The sequence below is a fragment of the Aeromicrobium sp. Leaf245 genome, assembly GCF_942548115.1.
GTDB lineage: Bacteria > Actinomycetota > Actinomycetes > Propionibacteriales > Nocardioidaceae > Aeromicrobium.
Genome location: NZ_OW824151.1, coordinates 1,140,050 through 1,157,235, shown reverse-complemented (window position 1 = coordinate 1,157,235; position 17,186 = coordinate 1,140,050). Strand labels below are relative to the sequence as shown.

Below are 17,186 nucleotides of genomic sequence, written 5' to 3'. Positions count from 1 at the left end.
GCCCCGGCTCGCTACCGACACCGCCCGCTACCGGTACTGCTCGAGGTGCTCGAGCGCGTGCTGGACGGCGGGCAGCAGCCGGCGTTCTCCGTCGTCGACGTGGTCGAGCGGGAGCCAGGCCGCGACGTCGGCGGTGCCGTCGACCTCGACGACCCGAGGCGCGGGCAGCGGTCGGCCGGGCCCTGCCCCCTCGACGGTGACGGCGTACAGCAGGTGGACGCCGTGGTAGTCCTCGAACCGGTCGTCGCGCCCCGGCGCCACGGTGTGCACGTCGTGGACGTCGACCAGGCGGCTGGTGGTCGCGGCGAGACCCGTCTCCTCGTGCAGCTCGCGCAGCACGGCGTCGTGCGGCGACTCCCCGTGCTCGACGCCGCCGCCGGGCAGCGCCCACCACCCCGCGGGGTAGCCGGACGGCGAGACCCGGGTCAGCAGCAGGTGCGGCACGCCGCGCTCGTCGTCGACGACCACGACCGCATAGGCACCCAGTCGCTGGGTGCGACGCGCGTCCTGGCTGCTCGTCATCGGCTCCCCCTTGCCCGCTCCACTAGAGTTCTTCCACGATGAGCGCTCTCGACCCGTTGCCCGTGACGACCGCTGCCCCCAAGGAGCGTGTCGCCTACCTCGACAACGCACGGTACTGGGTGATGCTGCTCGTCGTGATCGGGCACTCCCTGACGCAGTTCGTGGCCATGGACTCGGCCCGCGGCGTGTACGTGTGGATCTACGCGTTCCACATGCCGTTCTTCATCCTGATCTCCGGGTACACCGCGCGCCGGTACATGGGCGACGCCCGCCAGGTGCGGCGGATCGTCAGCACCCTCGTCGTCCCGTACCTGATCGTCGAGATCTCGATGCAGATGATCACGCGCCACTACACCGACGAGCCGGACCCCTACATGTTCCTCTCGCCCCAGTGGCTGGCCTGGTTCATGGCGGCGCTGTTCGTGTGGCGGCTGACCACCCCGATCTGGCGGGCGCTGAAGTACCCCATCACGACGTCGATCGCCATCTCGCTCCTCGTCGGGCTCATCGAGGTGCCGAACGTGCTCGCGCTGCCGAAGATCCTGGGGTTCCTGCCCTTCTACGTGATCGGGCTGCACATGAGTCGCGAGCGCTTCGAGCGGCTGGCCGACACCCGCATCCGCATCGCGTCGGCGCTGCTGCTCGCCGGCAGCTTCGTGGTCTGCTACCTGTACTCGGCCGACTGGACGCTCGACTGGCTGCTCTGGAAGCAGCGCTACGACGAGGACCCGTTGGGCGCCACCCCGCTCGAGGGGATCACGCAGCGCGCCGAGCTGTTGGTGGTGGGCCTCGTGCTCACGTTCGCGGCCCTCTCGCTCGTGCCGCGTCGACGCTCGTGGACGACGTTCATGGGCAGCCGCACCTTCTACTGCTACCTCCTGCACGGCTACATCATCCTGGTCCTGCGGTACCAGTTCGAGGTCTTCGACCGGATCGACCGGTACGGCGCCCCCGCCGCGGCCCTCACGATGGTGGTGGCCGTCGTGGTGGCCAACCTGCTGATGACCAAGCTCGTCTCCACCGTCTTCCGACCGGTCTTCGAGCCGCGCCTGACCTGGTTGTTCCGTCCCGAGGCGGACGCGAAGCCGGCCGAGAAGAAGGCGGCCACGGCGGGCTGAGTCGGCGCGCTGCCGGCGGTAGGTCTCGACCTGCGTGGGCGCTGCCTGCGCGGATCCGGTCCGGGCGTCGGGGTGACGCAGGATGCTGCGTCCCCCGAGGCCCGACGACAGCCCGAGAGCTCGACGAAGGTCCCGCCCCGCCGCCCGGTCGAGGCTCTTTCGGAGACCGCGCCGAGCGCTGGCCGAGGCAGCGCACCAGGTCGCGACCCCCTGCGAGAGCGCACCGGTGGGTCGGACGAAGGGCGACAGCGCACCACCACGTCGTCCGCCCGAACGCCGACGGCCCCGGACCGTGAGGTCCGGGGCCGTCGGGGTGTCAGTCGCTCAGGACTCGTACGACGTGAAGTCGTAGTCGTCGAGCTGGACGGGCTGGCCGTCGGCGGAGCCGAAGCCGTAGTCGTAGGACTCGTAGCCCGTGACGGCGTACGCCGCCTGGCGTGCCTCCTCGGTGGGCTCGACCCGGATGTTGCGGTACCGGTCGAGACCGGTGCCTGCCGGGATGAGCTTGCCGATGATGATGTTCTCCTTCAGGCCACGCAGCGAGTCCGACTTGCCGTGGATCGCCGCGTCGGTGAGGACGCGGGTCGTCTCCTGGAAGGAGGCGGCCGACAGCCACGACTCGACGGCCAGCGAGGCCTTCGTGATGCCCATCAGCACCGGACGACCCGAGGCCGGGGTGCCGCCCTCGGCGACGACCCGACGGTTCTCGGACTCGAACGTCGCACGATCGGCCAGGTCACCGGGGATCAGGTTGGAGTCACCCTGCTCGATGACCGTCACCCGACGCAGCATCTGCCGCACGATGATCTCGATGTGCTTGTCGTGGATCGCCACGCCCTGGCTGCGGTAGACCTCCTGGACCTCGTCCACGAGGTGCTCCTGCGCCCGACGGACACCGAGGATGCGCAGGACCTCCTGCGGGTCCGGCGTGCCGTGCGTGAGCTGGTCGCCGACCTCGACGTGGGAGCCGTCCTCGATGAGCAGGCGCGAGCGCTTGCTGACCGGGTACTCCTGCTCCTCGGACCCGTCGTCGGGGACGACGACGAGCTTGCGGGTCTTGTCGGTGTCGTCGATGCGCACCCGTCCGGCCGACTCCGTGATGGGAGCGCGACCCTTGGGCTGGCGTGCCTCGAACAGCTCGACCACGCGCGGCAGACCGTGCGTGATGTCGTCACCGGCCACACCACCGGTGTGGAAGGTACGCATGGTCAGCTGCGTGCCGGGCTCACCGATCGACTGGGCGGCGATGGTGCCGACCGCCTCGCCGATGTCGACGAGCTTGCCGGTGGCCAGCGAACGGCCGTAGCACTTGGCGCAGGTACCGGCCGCCGCCTCGCACGTGAGCACCGTGCGGACCCGGATGGACTCCACACCGGCCACGACGAGCTGGCTGATCTCGACGTCGCCGAGGTCGCCACCGGCCTCCACGAGCACCTCGCCCGTCTCCGGGTGCGTGATCTGGGTGGCTGCGCTGCGCGAGTACGCCGAGGTCTCGACGTTCTCGGCGGGCACGAACGTGCCGTCGTCCAGGCGGGTCGCGATCACCTTGGGCAGACCGCGCTCGGTGCCGCAGTCCTCCTCGCGGATGATCACGTCCTGGCTGACGTCGACGAGTCGACGCGTCAGGTAGCCGGAGTCGGCCGTGCGCAGGGCGGTGTCGGCCAGGCCCTTGCGGGCACCGTGCGTCGCGATGAAGTACTCGACGACGCTCAGGCCCTCACGGAAGTTGGCCTTGATCGGGCGCGGGATGATCTCGCCCTTCGGGTTGGCCACGAGGCCACGCATGGCGGCGATCTGACGCACCTGCATCATGTTGCCTCGCGCACCCGAGTGGACCATCATCCAGATCGGGTTGTCGGCGTCGGCCGTGAACTTCTTCTCCATCTCGCTGGAGACCTCGGCCGTGGCCTGGGTCCAGATCTCGATGAGCTCCTGGCGCCGCTCGTCCTCGGTGATGAGACCGCGGTCGAACTGCTGCTGGACCTTGGCAGCCTGACCCTCGTACTTGGTGAGGATCTCCTGCTTGTTCTCCGGCGTGACGACGTCCTCGATGGAGATGGTGACGCCCGAGCGCGTGGCCCAGTGGAAACCGGTCTCCTTGAGGTTGTCGAGCGCGACGCCCACGTCGATCTTGCTGTAGCGCTCGGCGAGGTCGTTGACGATGACCCCGAGCTCCTTCTTGCCGACCTGGTAGTTCACGTACGCGTAGTCGTCCGGCAGCGCCTGGTTGAAGATGGCGCGACCCAGCGTGGTCTCGCGCGACTCGACCGTTCCGTCGACGCCCGGGATGCGGATGCGCACCTTGCTCTGCAGGGTGATCTCGTGGCGGTCGAACGCCATGACCGCCTCGGAGACCGAGCTGAACGCACGACCCTCGCCCACGTGCCCCTCACGCTCGAGCGTGAGGAAGTACAGGCCGATGATCATGTCCTGGGTCGGCATGGTGACCGGGCGGCCGTCGGACGGCTTCAGGATGTTGTTCGTGCTCAGCATGAGGATGCGGGCCTCGGCCTGCGCCTCGGCGCTCAGCGGCAGGTGCACGGCCATCTGGTCACCGTCGAAGTCGGCGTTGAAGGCCGAGCAGACGAGCGGGTGGATCTGGATGGCCTTGCCCTCGATGAGCTGCGGCTCGAACGCCTGGATGCCCAGACGGTGCAGGGTGGGTGCACGGTTGAGCAGCACGGGGTGCTCGGTGATGACCTCCTCGAGCACGTCCCAGACCTCGGCCCGGACTCCGCGCTCGACCATGCGCTTGGCGCTCTTGATGTTCTGCGCGTGGTTGAGGTCGACGAGACGCTTCATGACGAACGGCTTGAACAGCTCGATCGCCATCTGCTTGGGCAGACCGCACTGATGCAGCTTGAGCTGCGGGCCGACCACGATGACCGAACGGCCGGAGTAGTCGACGCGCTTGCCGAGCAGGTTCTGACGGAACCGACCCTGCTTGCCCTTGAGCATGTCCGAGATGGACTTGAGCGGACGGTTGCCCGGCCCCGTGACGGGACGGCCACGACGGCCGTTGTCGAACAGCGAGTCGACGGCCTCCTGCAGCATCCGCTTCTCGTTGTTGACGATGATCTCGGGCGCGCCGAGGTCGAGCAGTCGCTTGAGGCGGTTGTTGCGGTTGATGACGCGGCGGTACAGGTCGTTGAGGTCGCTCGTCGCGAAGCGGCCACCGTCGAGCTGGACCATCGGACGCAGCTCCGGCGGGATCACCGGGACGGCGTCGAGGACCATGCCCTCGGGGTGGTTGCTGCTGCCGAGGAACGCGGAGACGACCTTGAGGCGCTTGAGCGCACGGGTCTTCTTCTGGCCCTTGCCGGTGGCGATGATCTCGCGCAGCGACTCGGCCTCGGCGTCGAGGTCGAACGACTGCAGGCGCTTCTGGATGGCGGCGGCGCCCATGTACCCCTCGAAGTACGCACCGAAGCGGTACGTCATCTCGCGGTAGAGCATCTCGTCGCCCTCGAGGTCCTGGACCTTGAGGTTCTTGAAGCGGTCCCAGACCTCGTTCAGGCGGTCGATCTCGCGCTGGATGCGGTCACGACGCTGCTTGGCCTCACGCTCGGCGGCGTCCTTGACCTTGCGCTTGGCGTCGGCCTTGGCACCCTCGGCCTCGAGGGCCTTGAGGTCCTCCTCGAGCTTCTGCAGACGCTCGTTGACCTCGTTGTCGCGACGGGTCTCGAGCTGCTCGACCTCGAGGCCGATCTTCGACTCCAGGGACGACAGGTCGCGGTGACGCGCGTCCTCGTCGACGCGGGTGATCATGTAGGCCGCGAAGTAGATGACCTTCTCGAGGTCCTTCGGGGCGAGGTCGAGCAGGTAGCCCAGACGGCTGGGAACACCCTTGAAGTACCAGATGTGGGTGACGGGAGCGGCGAGCTCGATGTGGCCCATGCGCTCGCGACGGACCTTCGAACGGGTCACCTCGACGCCGCAGCGCTCGCAGATGATGCCCTTGAAGCGCACGCGCTTGTACTTGCCGCAGTAGCACTCCCAGTCCCGGGTGGGACCGAAGATCTTCTCGCAGAAGAGGCCGTCACGCTCAGGCTTGAGCGTGCGGTAGTTGATCGTCTCAGGCTTCTTGACCTCGCCGAACGACCACTGACGGATGTCGTCCGCGGTGGCGAGGCCGATCTTGAGCTGATCGAAGAAGTTCACGTCGAGCACGTTGTCTTCTTTCCCTTACGTTTCGAAAGTTCTGTGTAGAGCGGGGAGTGAGGGTGGGGCGCCGCCGAGGCGGCGCCCCAGGGGCTCACACTTCTTCGACGCTGGAGGGCTCGCGACGCGACAGGTCGATGCCGAGCTCCTCGGCGGCGCGGAAGAGGTCTTCCTCCGCGTCGCGCATCTCGACCCTCGAGCCGTCGGCCGAGAGGACCTCGACGTTCAGGCACAGCGACTGCATCTCCTTGACGAGCACCTTGAAGGACTCCGGGATGCCGGGCTCGGGCACGTTCTCGCCCTTGACGATGGCCTCGTAGACCTTGACGCGGCCCACGATGTCGTCGGACTTGATCGTCAGCAGCTCCTGCAGCGCGTACGCGGCACCGTAGGCCTCGAGGGCCCAGACCTCCATCTCACCGAAGCGCTGGCCACCGAACTGGGCCTTACCGCCGAGCGGCTGCTGGGTGATCATCGAGTACGGACCGGTCGAGCGGGCGTGGATCTTGTCGTCGACCAGGTGGTGCAGCTTCAGGATGTACATGTAGCCGACGCTGATCGGGTCGGGGAACTTCTCGCCGGTACGACCGTCGAAGAGCACCGCCTTGCCGTCGGGGCCGACCATGCGCTCGCCGTCGCGGTTGGGCAGGGTCGAGGCGAGCAGGCCCTGGATCTCGTCCTCGCGGGCACCGTCGAAGACGGGCGTCGCGATGTTGGAGTTCGAGGGTGCCCGGTCGGCGCCGATGGCGCGCAGCCGGTCGGCCCACTCGTCCTTCATGTCCTTGATGTCCCAGCCGGCCTTGGCGACCCACCCGAGGTGGATCTCCAGCACCTGGCCGACGTTCATGCGGCCGGGCACGCCCAGCGGGTTCAGCACGATGTCGACCGGCGTCCCGTCCTCGAGGAACGGCATGTCCTCGATGGGCAGGATCTTGGAGATGACGCCCTTGTTGCCGTGACGTCCGGCCAGCTTGTCGCCGTCGGAGATCTTGCGCTTCTGCGCCACGTACACGCGCACCAGCTGGTTCACGCCGGGGCTCAGCTCGTCGCCGTCGGCCGCGTCGAACACGCGGACGCCGATGACGGTGCCGGACTCGCCGTGGGGCACCTTGAGCGACGTGTCGCGGACCTCGCGCGCCTTCTCGCCGAAGATGGCGCGCAGCAGGCGCTCCTCCGGCGTCAGCTCGGTCTCGCCCTTGGGCGTGACCTTGCCGACGAGGATGTCGCCGTTGCCGACCTCCGCGCCGATGCGGATGATGCCGCGCTCGTCGAGGTCGGCCAGCATCTCCTCGCTGACGTTCGGGATGTCGCGGGTGATCTCCTCCGGGCCCAGCTTGGTGTCGCGCGCGTCGACCTCGTGCTCCTCGATGTGGATCGAGGTGAGCAGGTCGTCCTGCACGACGCGCTGGCTGAGGATGATCGCGTCCTCGTAGTTGTGGCCCTGCCAGGGCATGAAGGCCACGAGCAGGTTGGTGCCCAGGGCCATCTCGCCCTCGTCGGTGCACGGACCGTCGGCCAGCGGGGTGCCGACCTCGACGCGCTGGCCCTCGGCGACGAGGGGGCGCTGGTTCGTGCAGGTGCCGTGGTTGGAGCGGCGGAACTTGGCCAGGCGGTACGTGGTGTACGTGCCCTCGTCCTCCATGATCTCGACCATGTCGGCCGAGACCTCCTTGACCACACCCGCCTTCTTGGCGATCGTGACGTCGCCGGCGTCGACGGCGGCACGGAACTCCATGCCGGTACCGACGAGCGGGGCGTCGTTGCGCACCAGCGGCACGGCCTGACGCTGCATGTTGGCGCCCATGAGCGCGCGGTTGGCGTCGTCGTGCTCGAGGAACGGGATCAGCGCGGTCGCGACCGACACCATCTGGCGCGGCGAGACGTCCATGTAGTCGACGTCGCCGGCGGGGCGCAGCTCGGCCTCGCCACCGCGCTGGCGCACCAGCACGGCGTCGTCGACGAACGTGCTGTCGTCGGTGAGCGGCGAGTTCGCCTGGGCGATGATGTAGCGGTCCTCGTCCGTGGCGGTCAGGTAGTCGATCTGCTCGGTGACCGTGCCGTCGACGACCTTGCGGTACGGCGACTCGATGAAGCCGAACGCGTTGATCCGACCGTAGGAGGCGAGCGAGCCGATGAGGCCGATGTTCGGGCCTTCCGGCGTCTCGATCGGGCACATGCGGCCGTAGTGCGACGGGTGGACGTCGCGGACCTCGTAGCCGGCGCGCTCACGCGACAGACCACCCGGGCCGAGGGCGTTCAGACGACGCTTGTGCGTCAGGCCCGCCAGCGGGTTGTTCTGGTCCATGAACTGCGACAGCTGGCTCGTGCCGAAGAACTCCTTCAGCGCCGCCACGACCGGACGGATGTTGATGAGCGTCTGCGGCGTGATGGCCTCGACGTCCTGGGTGGTCATGCGCTCGCGCACGACGCGCTCCATGCGGGCCAGGCCCGTGCGGAGCTGGTTCTGGATCAGCTCGCCGACCGTGCGGATGCGACGGTTGCCGAAGTGGTCGATGTCGTCGGCCTCGACGATCGTGGAGCCCACGGGCGTCTCGAGCTCGGTCTCGCCGGCGTGCAGCGCCACCACGTACTTGATGGTCGCGACGACGTCGTCGATCGTCAGCGTCTGCTGGTCGAAGGCCTCGTCCGCACCCAGCTTCTTGTTGACCTTGTGACGACCGACCTTCGCGAGGTCGTACCGCTTCGTGTTGAAGTAGTAGTTGTCGAGCAGGTTCTGGGCGGCCTCGCGCGACGGCGGCTCGCCCGGACGCAGCTTGCGGTAGATGTCGAGCAGCGCCTCGTCCTGGGTCTGGACGTTGTCCTTCTCCAGCGTGAGGCGGATCGACTCGTACTGGCCGAACTCCTCGAGGATCTGCGCCTCGGTGAAGCCGAGGGCCTTGAGCAGCACGGTGACGCTCTGCTTGCGCTTGCGGTCCAGACGGACGCCGACGAGGTCGCGCTTGTCGACCTCGAACTCCAGCCAGGCGCCACGCGACGGGATGACCTTCGCGGTGTAGATGTCCTTGTCGGACGTCTTGTCGGGCGTGCGCTCGAAGTAGACGCCCGGCGAGCGGACGAGCTGGCTGACGACGACACGCTCGGTGCCGTTGATGACGAAGGTGCCCTTGCCGGTCATGAGCGGGAACTCACCCATGAAGACGGTCTGGCTCTTGATCTCGCCGGTCTCGTTGTTCATGAACTCGGCGGTCACGAACAGCGGGGCGGCGTAGGTGACGTCGCGGTCCTTGCAGTCCTCCACCGAGTACTTCGGCGGCTCGAACCGGTGGTCGCGGAACGACAGGCTCATCGTCTCGGAGAAGTCCTCGATGGGCGAGATCTCCTCGAAGATCTCCTCCAGACCGGACTTCGTGGAGATGTCGGTGCGGCCGGCAGCGAGGGATGCCTCGACCTCGGCCTTCCACTTCTCGCTGCCGATCAGCCAGTCGAAGCTGTCGGTCTGCAGGGCCAGGAGCTCGGGAACCTCGAGCGGTTCGGAGATCTTGGCGAAGGAGATGCGGCGGGGGGCGTTCTTGTCCCCGGTGTTCTGGACAGGTGCGGCGGCGGTGCGCGAGGCGGCCAAGAGGGGTCCTTCCAAAGGCTCGCAAAGGGGTGTCACGTGATGGACTGCGCGCATGACTGACGCCCCCAGTCAAGGGGCAACGAGGGCGACGAGGTGGGCGCGAAGAATCAGTCTAGCCCCCGGGCCCACACGCACGCAAGCCTGGTCCTTGACAAGACGGCCGGTATGGTTCAGAGTATTCGGCCGCTCGTACGGGGAGCAGCGTATTGGGACTGCAATGCCAGTGATTCTCGAGGACCCCAGGCGTCCGGTCGGCACCGGGCGAAGCACCGTCGCCCGCAGGCGGACGTTGGTTCAGAGGGCCTGGATGTCGTCGACGAGCCAGCGGCCGTCGCGCTCGACCATGGTGAGCTCGACACGGTTGCCGAAGACCGTCGGCACCTGCGACCCGTCGGCGAGCCGAGCCTGGTCGACGAAGAGCAGGACCTTCGCCTCGCTGCGCGTGCAGTCGTCTCCGCACGGCAGCGCAGCGGAGTCGCGGGTCGTGGCCTCGACCTGGATCTTGCGCTGCGGAGCCAGGTCGTTGAGGGCCGGCGAGATGGTCTCGAAGTCCTTCGCGAACGAGGGCGTCATGACGTCCTTGGAGTCCTCGAGGTACTGGTCGAGCTGGTCGTAGCGATACGTGAAGATCGTCTCCGCCGCGGACGCCGCGGTCTCGGCCGCCTCCTCGTGGGCGCCGTCCACGCCGTGCGTCTGGCGCCACTCGACGACGCCCCGGTACCCGAAGAACGCGCCGAACACGAGCGAGGCCACCACCATGGCGAGCAGCAGGACCCGCCCGAGCGGCGGGCGGCCACGCGGACCGCTCGGCTCCACCGGAGCGGCCGACGTGGTCTCCGACGTGCCCTCACCGTCGGTGGCCGCGGCTGCGGCGGCGCGATCCTGACGACGCGCGACCCGCGGAGCCACGCGCGGCGCGGCGACACGGTCCTCGTCGTGGTCCTGGTCCGCGCCGGTCCCGACCTGCGCGGCGTCGGCGGCGCCGGTGTCGCGGTCGTCGGTCGGGGTCGCCTCGGGTGCAGCAGGACCCGTGGTCGACTCCTCGACGGGCGTGGCCGGCTCCTCGCGCGGGGTCGAGCCGGGCGTCGACGTCGGAGGCGTGCCGGGACGCGCGACAGGCTTCTTGACGACCTTCTTGGCCGGTCCGGGGCGGGGCGCGTCGCTCGGCTTGCTCTCGCCGGCGATGCGGCGGCGCCTGGAGGGTCCGTCGTGGGTGCTCACTGGTCGGCCTCCGGCGTCTCCTGGGGCTCCGCGCCGGCGCTCGGGGTGGCGCTCGGCGCCGGGGTGGCGCCGCCGTCGGTGCCGGGCTCGCCCGTGGTGGCGTCGAGCGGCACGACGGTCTCGAACTGGCTCACGAGCCAGTCGTCGCCGCTGCGCGTGAGCGTGACCTTCCAGCGGAAGCGACGCTGCACGGCTGCCTCGTCGGCCGACGTCGTGATCGAGGCGTCGACGGCGACGATGGCCACGGCCGAGTCGTCGTCGATGCTGTCGACGGCGACCCCGAGCACGTTGGCGGCGCCGCTCTTCTGGTCCTTGGACTCGAGGGCTCCGAAGACGGCGCCGGTGATCCGCTCGAACTCGGTGTAGTAGCCCGGCGTCAGCAGCGGCTTCATCCGCTTCTGGTAGTCCGCGAGGTCGGCCACGTCGTAGGTGTTGTACACCGTGGCGAAGTCGTTGACCCGCGCCGCGACGGCGGAACGGTCGGAGTCCTCGCCGCCGTCGCCGATCACCCGCGGCACCACCAGGCCCGCGGCCCCCACGAGCACGCCGAGGACGGCGAGCACGACGAGGATGCGGGAGGAGCGGTGCGCGGTCAGCTGGTCGCCGGTCCGAGCAGGAGCCACTTCCACGAGTCCTTTCCGGCGGCGTCCGCCCCGGTCCCCACGGCGGCCCGGTCACGGTTGATGACGGTCTTGTCGGGCCCGCGCGGGACCTTGTCCTTGACGATACAGCCGGCCTCAAGGTCGAACTGCATGTCGTACAGCTCCTGCGGCTCGCGCCGCGGGCGCTGGCCGTTGTCGTCCTCGTCGCACGGCTTGATCGCGGCCGGGTCGGCCGGGTTGGTGATGACCAGGCCGAACGTGGCGTCGAACTCGCCCTCGGCCTGCTTGGCCGGGGCGACCACGCTGAACGAGCCCTCGAGCAGGTACGGGTAGAGGATCGCCAGCACGCGCAGCGACTTGGCGTTGCGTGCGAGCGGCTCGGTGGCCGAGCGCAGGTCGGCGAAGATCGTCTGCAGCTGCGCTGCGTTCTCCTCCACGACGTCGTTGACGAGCGCCGCGCTCGGCGCGCCCTCGTCGACCAGACGTCGCAGGTCCGGGTCCGCGTCGACCAGCGTGTCCGAGAGCAGAGCGAGGTTCTCGGCGAACGTCGCGAGCTGGGGCTGCTTGTCGATCTGGGTCTGCAGGACTCCCGAGGAGTTGCGGATGAGGCTCTGGGTCACGCCGAGGTTCTCCTGGGCGGCCTCGATGAACTCCGACGACGTGTCGAGGATGCGCTCCAGGTCGGGCGCGGTCCCCTCGAAGGCGGCGCCGAGCTCGTCGACCACGGTCTTGAGGCTGCCGGTGTCGATGCTGGAGACCAGCGAGTTCAGGTTGAGCAGCAGCGTCGTGGTGGAGATCGGGATGTTCGTGTCCGACCGCGGGATGACGGTGCCGGCCTTGAGGTACGGGGCCTGGTTGGAGCGCGGCGACAGGTCGACGTACTGCTCGCCGATGGCCGACTTGTTGGCCACGGTGGCGACCACGTCGTCGGAGATCTTGGGGGCGCTCTTCTCGATGTCGAGGATCACGTCCACGCCGTCGTCGGTGAACTTCAGCTGCTTGACCTTGCCGACCGCGATGCCGCGGTAGGTCACCTCGGCGCCGGCGAAGATGCCGCCGGAGTCGGCGAAGTCGGCCGTGACCGGGAAGGTCCGGTCGACGAAGAGCCGGTCGAGCTGGGCGTACTTGCCGCCGACGAAGGTCGCACCGACCGCCACGATGATGGCGAAGATGACGAGCTGGATCTTGGTGAGCCTGGTGATCATCGCGACACCACCGGTCCGAGCACGAGCCGGCCGACGTCCTCGGTCTGCTCCGCCATCAGCTGGCTCGTGGTGGTGACCCGGCAGTTGCCGAGCAGCGCGCAGATGCCGCTCCCACCGGATCCGCCCTGGCTCGAGCCGCCCCCGCCCGAGCTGCTCGACCCCGCGGACGGCGAGGCACTGGGCCTCGGCGTGGTGCCGGTGAGCGAGCCGAGGCCACCGTCGGTGGGCAGCGACGTGAGGCCCTCGACCAGGTCGACGAGCTGGCCCGCCGGGTCCGTCGCGGTCTCGCCCTCGGCGGGCGCCTCGGCGGTGGCCCCGGCCGGGACGAGCGTGTTGCCGAGCGACAGCAGGCCCTCGATCAGGCTCGTGAGCTGGTTGGTGTTGAGCGACAGGTTGATGTCGAGGTTCATGAAGTCGCCGTAGCAGGCGCCGTCGGCCACGTCCTGACGGACGGTCGCATCGTTCTGCGTGGAGGCGTCGTCGGGGTTGTAGGCCGTGCAGGGGTTGCTCGCACGGGCGGGGCTGCCGCCGACGATCGCGTCGGTGAACGGGAAGCTGAAGATCAGCTGGCTCGCGGTCGCGAGGTCGTCACCGGCGTTCGCCAGCTCGCGCAGCGTCGGCTCGAGGTCGCGCAGCACCGCGAGCGTGTCGTCCTTCGACCGTCGGATGACCCCGGTCGCGGTGTCGCTGAGCCGGTCGAGCGAGGTGAGCAGGCCGACGAGGTCGTCGCGCTGGGCGTTCAGCACCCGCAGGGCCTCGGGCAGGTCGTCGAGTGCGGCGGTGATGGCGCCCTCCTGGTCCTGCGTGGCCCGGGCGAGGTTGTCGACCTTCTCGAGCGCGGTGAGGATGTCGGCCTTGTTGTCGTCGAGCTGACCGACGAACGTCGTGGTGCTCTGCAGGAGCTGCTTGATCTCCGGCTCGTTGCCGTCGAGCGTCTTGTTGAGCTCCTTGACGATGGTGTTGGTCTTCTCGAGCCCGCCGCCGTTGAGCAGCAGCGAGGCAGCGCCCAGCACCTCCTCGATGTCGGGGTTGCGCCCCGAGCGGTCGAGCGGGATGCGGTCGCCGTTGCCGAGCTGGCCCACACCGCCGGTGGTCGGCGGGGCGAGCGAGACGAACTTCTCGCCCAGCAGGCTCGTCTGACGGATCTGGGCCTCGGCGTTGTCGGGCAGCTCCACGTCGCGGTTGATCTTGAGCGTGGCGGTGGCCGTCCAGCCGTCGAGCCGGATCTTGGTGACCTTGCCGACCGCGATGTCGTCGACCCGGACGGCGCTCTGGGGCACCAGGTCGAGGACGTCGCGGAACTGCACCGTGACGGTGTACGGGTCGGACCCGAGGTCCGCGCCGCCGGGCAGCGGGAGCTCGTAGGGCGAGAACGAGCAGCCCGAGAGCAGCACGGCGCTCGCCGCGCCGGCGGCCACGGTCCGCCAGGGGCGTCGTCGCGTGGAGGTGTTCACGGTCCGGGTGCTCATCGGTCCACCGCCAGCATCTGGGAGAGGGACGTGTCGGTGCGGTCCGGCGACGTGGGCTCGGCCACCGCCGCGTTCGCCACTGCGGCCCGTGGGAGCGGGAGCCCGCCGATGATCGGCGAGACGATCCCGTCGAGGATCGGCCCGAGCACGTCCTCGCAGGGTCCGTTGAGGTCGATCGGCAGCTGCTCGCTGAGGTTGCAGAGGAGGTCGCCGGGGTTCTCGGCGGCCCCGAGCACGAGACCCAGGACGTCGGCGTGGTTGTCGAGCGTGCCGGAGTCGCCGTTGTAGGCCAGCGCGACGTTCGACAGCGCCGTGGGGCCGCTCACGGTGAACTCCTCGAGGTCCTTCTGGTGGTCACCCAGCACCTCGGCGATCGTGGCGAGCTGCTTGACGTTGCCGCGCAGCTCCGAGCGGTTGTCCTTGACGAGCCCGCGCACCTCGACGAGGGCCTTGGCCAGCGCCTTCACGGTGGCCTGGAGGTCCTCGCGCTCGCCCTCGAGCACGGTGGAGACCTCCGCCGTGCTGTCGAAGAAGTCGCGGACCGCCTGGTCGTTGGTCTGGAGCAGCTGCACGAACTGGTCGACCTCGCGCATGCTGCCGAACAGCTCGTCCTTGTTGTCGGAGAGCGTCTGGCTGAGCTTGCCGAAGTTGCGCAGGGTCTCGTTGAGCTGGGTGCCCTGGCCGTCGAGCTGCGCCGCGGTGTCCTTCACCAGGTTGCTCACGGCACCGTTCCTGTTGGCGCCGTCGGGACCCAGGGCCACCGACAGGTCGTCGAGCGACTTGTAGATCTGGTCGAGCTCCACCGGCACGGCGGTGCGGTCGACGCCCAGCCGGGCGCCGTCCGCCAGCACCTGCCCACCGTCGTAGGCCGGGGCCAGCTGCACGAACCGGTCCCCCACGATCGACGGCGAGACCACGACGGCCTTGACGTCGGCCGGCAGCTTGACGTCGGCGTCGTAGGAGATCGTCGCGCGCACGGTCTCGCCGCGCGGGACGAGCCGGTCGACGGTGCCGACGGCCACGCCGAGGATGCGGACGTCGGAACCCTCGTACAGCGAGTTGGTCTGGGCGAAGTCGACCGTGATCGTGTTCTTCGCGTCGCGCTGGCCGAAGACGATCACCAGTCCCACGACGAGGACGAGGGCGACGAGCACGGTGAGGATGCGGGCGACGCCGGCGAGCCTGGTCATCCGGCACCTCCGATCTTGACGTAGGTCTCGAACCACGGACCGTTGCCCAGGGCGTTGGCGAAGACCCGCAGGAAGCCGGGCATCACGGTGAGGGCGCGGTCGAGGCTCTGCTCGTTGCGCGCCAGCATGGTCGTGACGGCGCGCAGCTGCCTGAGGGCGGGCTTGAGGTCGGCCTCCGTGTCGTCCACGAGGGCGCTGAGCTGCTCGGAGATCTCCTGCGTCGAGACGAGCAGGCGGTGGATGGCCTCGCGTCGCTCGGTGACCGCGTCGAAGAGGACCGAGGAGTCCTTCACCAGCTGGACGAGCTCGTCGTCGCGCGAGTTGATGACACCCGTGACCTTCTTGAGGTTCACCAGGAGGGTGTTGATCTGGTCGTCGCGGGCCGCGAGGTTGCGCGAGAGGTCCGAGACCCCGCGGATCGCGCCGCGGAACTCCTCGGGCGTCTGGGCGGCGACGTCGGACAAGGTCTCGAGCGCGTCGGAGATCTGGCCGACGTCGAGCGCGTCGGTGGTGGTGCTGAGGTCGGAGAAGGCCTGCACCACGTCGTACGGCGGCACCGTGCGGGACACCGGGATCGTGGTGCCCTTCTCGAGGCGGCCCGAGCCCGAGGGCGTGAGTGCCAGGAACTGCGCGCCGAGGAGGGTGCGGATGCGGATCTCCGCACCTGTCTCGCGGCCCAGCCGCGTGCCCTTGTCGACCTTGAACGTGACCTTGACCTTGTTGCCGGCGAGCTCGATGCCACGCACCTTGCCGACCGGCACGCCGGCCACGCGGACCTCGTTGCCGTCCTTGAGGCCACCGATCTCGGAGAACTCGGCGTGGTACGTGTCCCCTGCGCCGATGATCGGGAGCCGATCGGCGCGGAAGGCCGCGACGAGGAGCAGCGCGATGATCGTGAACCCGAGCAGGCCGATGATGACGGGGTTGCGCTCGCGGAAGGGCTTCATGAGGCGGCCTTCCCGTACTCGCCGTTGCCGGTGCGGCAGCGGTCGCCGCCGGCCTGGACGGCACCCAGCTCGCTGATCAGGCCGTCGAGCAGGCCGTCGAGCGGGGTTCCGGTCAGCTGGGAGACGTCGACGTTCAGCTCGCAGACGTAGAAGTTGAACAGGCTGCCGTTGGAGGCCAGGTTGCCCAGCTTCTCCATCTTGATGGGCAGGATCTGCACGGCTTCCTCGATGGTCTTGAGGTTGCGCTCGCTCGACAGGTTCTTGGTCAGGCGGCGCAGCTGCTTGACGTCGGCCGTGAGGTCGGGCCGGCCCTCCACGAGCAGGTTGGAGGTCTCGGTGGTGAGGTCGGAGATCGAGTCGAGCGAGCCGAGGATCGCCTCGCGGTCGCCCTTCAGGCCGGTGACGAACTGCTGCAGGGTGTCGATCGTGGCCGTGAGCTGCTGGTCGCGGCTGCCGATCGTGTCGAGCACGTCGGACAGGTTCACCACGACGTCGCCGATGAGCTCGTCGCGGTCGGCGAGCGTGCTGGTCAGCGACGCGGTGCGGGCCAGCAGGCTCTGCACGTTGCCGGCCTCGCCCTGCAGGGTCTGGACGATCTCGAAGGCGAACTTGTTGGTGTCCGACGGTGACAGCGCCTGGAAGACGGGCTTGAAGCCGTTGAGCAGCACGTTGAGGTCGAGTGCCTCCTCGGTGCGGTCCTGCGGGATGGTCGAGCCCGGGGCCAGGCGTGCGGTGCCGCCCTCGCCGCCCTGGAAGAGCGCCAGGTAGCGCTGGCCGACGAGGTTGCGGAACCGCAGCTGCGCGTTGGTGTCCTGGGTGAGCGGGGTCGAGGTGCGCACCGAGAAGGTGATGATGGCCTCGTCGGTGTCGTGGATCTCGACCTTCTTGATCGACCCGACGGAGACGCCGGCGATGCGGACGTCGTCGCCCTTGGCCACGCCGGTGACGTCGGAGAAGACGGCCTTGTACTCGTTGCTGCTGCCGAGGTTGGCCCCGCTGAGGGTCAGCATCAGCAGGAACGTGGCCGCACCGGTGACGGCGAAGAAGATCGACAGCTTGACGATCGCAGAGATGGACTCGCGGTCCAGAGCCTTGCTCATCGCGTCACCCCCGTCGGAAGAGCACGGTACGGGAGCAACGCGATGAGGTGCTGGTCGTTCGCTCGCTTGCG

General features: G+C 68.8%; 11 protein-coding genes. 1 reads left to right on the top strand and 10 read right to left on the bottom strand.

The annotated features are described in order from the left end of the window. Positions 1 to 27: 27 nt before the first annotated feature. Positions 28 to 522: an NUDIX domain-containing protein gene (locus NBW76_RS05745; protein WP_056555857.1), complete on the bottom strand. Its 495-nt coding sequence runs from the start codon at positions 520 to 522 to the stop codon at positions 28 to 30. A gap of 38 nt (positions 523 to 560) precedes the next feature. Between NBW76_RS05745 and NBW76_RS05740 the strand changes: the two genes are divergently transcribed. Further along, positions 561 to 1,640 carry an acyltransferase family protein gene (locus tag NBW76_RS05740; protein ID WP_082480227.1) on the top strand — a complete coding sequence of 360 codons (1,080 nt, stop codon included), beginning with the start codon at positions 561 to 563 and terminating at the stop codon, positions 1,638 to 1,640. Positions 1,641 to 1,964: 324 nt separating this feature from the next. Here the strand turns inward: NBW76_RS05740 and NBW76_RS05735 are convergent, their stop codons facing one another. From NBW76_RS05735 to NBW76_RS05695, 9 genes are all read right to left on the bottom strand, one after another. After that, positions 1,965 to 5,810 carry a DNA-directed RNA polymerase subunit beta' gene (locus tag NBW76_RS05735; RefSeq protein ID WP_055964235.1) on the bottom strand — a complete coding sequence of 1,282 codons (3,846 nt, stop codon included), beginning with the start codon at positions 5,808 to 5,810 and terminating at the stop codon, positions 1,965 to 1,967. A gap of 85 nt (positions 5,811 to 5,895) precedes the next feature. After that, complete coding sequence (rpoB, locus tag NBW76_RS05730) at positions 5,896 to 9,381, bottom strand: DNA-directed RNA polymerase subunit beta (protein WP_055964232.1); 3,486 nt, start codon at positions 9,379 to 9,381, stop codon at positions 5,896 to 5,898. 294 nt (positions 9,382 to 9,675) lie between these two features. Continuing rightward, positions 9,676 to 10,602, bottom strand: coding sequence for a hypothetical protein (locus NBW76_RS05725; protein ID WP_056555862.1), 927 nt, complete (start codon positions 10,600 to 10,602; stop codon positions 9,676 to 9,678). Continuing rightward, positions 10,599 to 11,225 carry a hypothetical protein gene (locus NBW76_RS05720; protein ID WP_055964226.1) on the bottom strand — a complete coding sequence of 209 codons (627 nt, stop codon included), beginning with the start codon at positions 11,223 to 11,225 and terminating at the stop codon, positions 10,599 to 10,601. Before NBW76_RS05720 ends, NBW76_RS05725 begins: the two co-directional genes overlap by 4 nt. Beyond that, positions 11,195 to 12,409 carry an MCE family protein gene (locus tag NBW76_RS05715; RefSeq protein ID WP_055964224.1) on the bottom strand — a complete coding sequence of 405 codons (1,215 nt, stop codon included), beginning with the start codon at positions 12,407 to 12,409 and terminating at the stop codon, positions 11,195 to 11,197. The genes NBW76_RS05720 and NBW76_RS05715 overlap by 31 nt, the downstream gene beginning before the upstream one ends. Beyond that, positions 12,406 to 13,878 carry an MCE family protein gene (locus tag NBW76_RS05710; RefSeq protein WP_056555865.1) on the bottom strand — a complete coding sequence of 491 codons (1,473 nt, stop codon included), beginning with the start codon at positions 13,876 to 13,878 and terminating at the stop codon, positions 12,406 to 12,408. Before NBW76_RS05710 ends, NBW76_RS05715 begins: the two co-directional genes overlap by 4 nt. Next, complete coding sequence (locus NBW76_RS05705; RefSeq protein WP_055964218.1) at positions 13,875 to 15,068, bottom strand: MCE family protein; 1,194 nt, start codon at positions 15,066 to 15,068, stop codon at positions 13,875 to 13,877. Before NBW76_RS05705 ends, NBW76_RS05710 begins: the two co-directional genes overlap by 4 nt. After that, positions 15,065 to 16,015, bottom strand: coding sequence for an MCE family protein (locus tag NBW76_RS05700; RefSeq protein ID WP_055964215.1), 951 nt, complete (start codon positions 16,013 to 16,015; stop codon positions 15,065 to 15,067). Before NBW76_RS05700 ends, NBW76_RS05705 begins: the two co-directional genes overlap by 4 nt. Further along, positions 16,012 to 17,115, bottom strand: coding sequence for an MCE family protein (locus NBW76_RS05695; protein ID WP_055964213.1), 1,104 nt, complete (start codon positions 17,113 to 17,115; stop codon positions 16,012 to 16,014). The genes NBW76_RS05700 and NBW76_RS05695 overlap by 4 nt, the downstream gene beginning before the upstream one ends. Between the last annotated feature and the right edge of the window lie 71 nt (positions 17,116 to 17,186).

What these genes read in the sequence shown, in the direction of transcription:
- NBW76_RS05745 (WP_056555857.1), bottom strand. Translation starts at nt 522, where the DNA reads ATGACGAGCAGCCAGGACGCGCGTCGCACCCAGCGACTGGGTGCCTAT.
- NBW76_RS05740 (WP_082480227.1), top strand. Translation starts at nt 561, where the DNA reads ATGAGCGCTCTCGACCCGTTGCCCGTGACGACCGCTGCCCCCAAGGAG.
- NBW76_RS05715 (WP_055964224.1), bottom strand. Translation starts at nt 12,409, where the DNA reads ATGATCACCAGGCTCACCAAGATCCAGCTCGTCATCTTCGCCATCATC.
- NBW76_RS05710 (WP_056555865.1), bottom strand. Translation starts at nt 13,878, where the DNA reads ATGAGCACCCGGACCGTGAACACCTCCACGCGACGACGCCCCTGGCGG.
- NBW76_RS05705 (WP_055964218.1), bottom strand. Translation starts at nt 15,068, where the DNA reads ATGACCAGGCTCGCCGGCGTCGCCCGCATCCTCACCGTGCTCGTCGCC.
- NBW76_RS05700 (WP_055964215.1), bottom strand. Translation starts at nt 16,015, where the DNA reads ATGAAGCCCTTCCGCGAGCGCAACCCCGTCATCATCGGCCTGCTCGGG.
- NBW76_RS05695 (WP_055964213.1), bottom strand. Translation starts at nt 17,115, where the DNA reads ATGAGCAAGGCTCTGGACCGCGAGTCCATCTCTGCGATCGTCAAGCTG.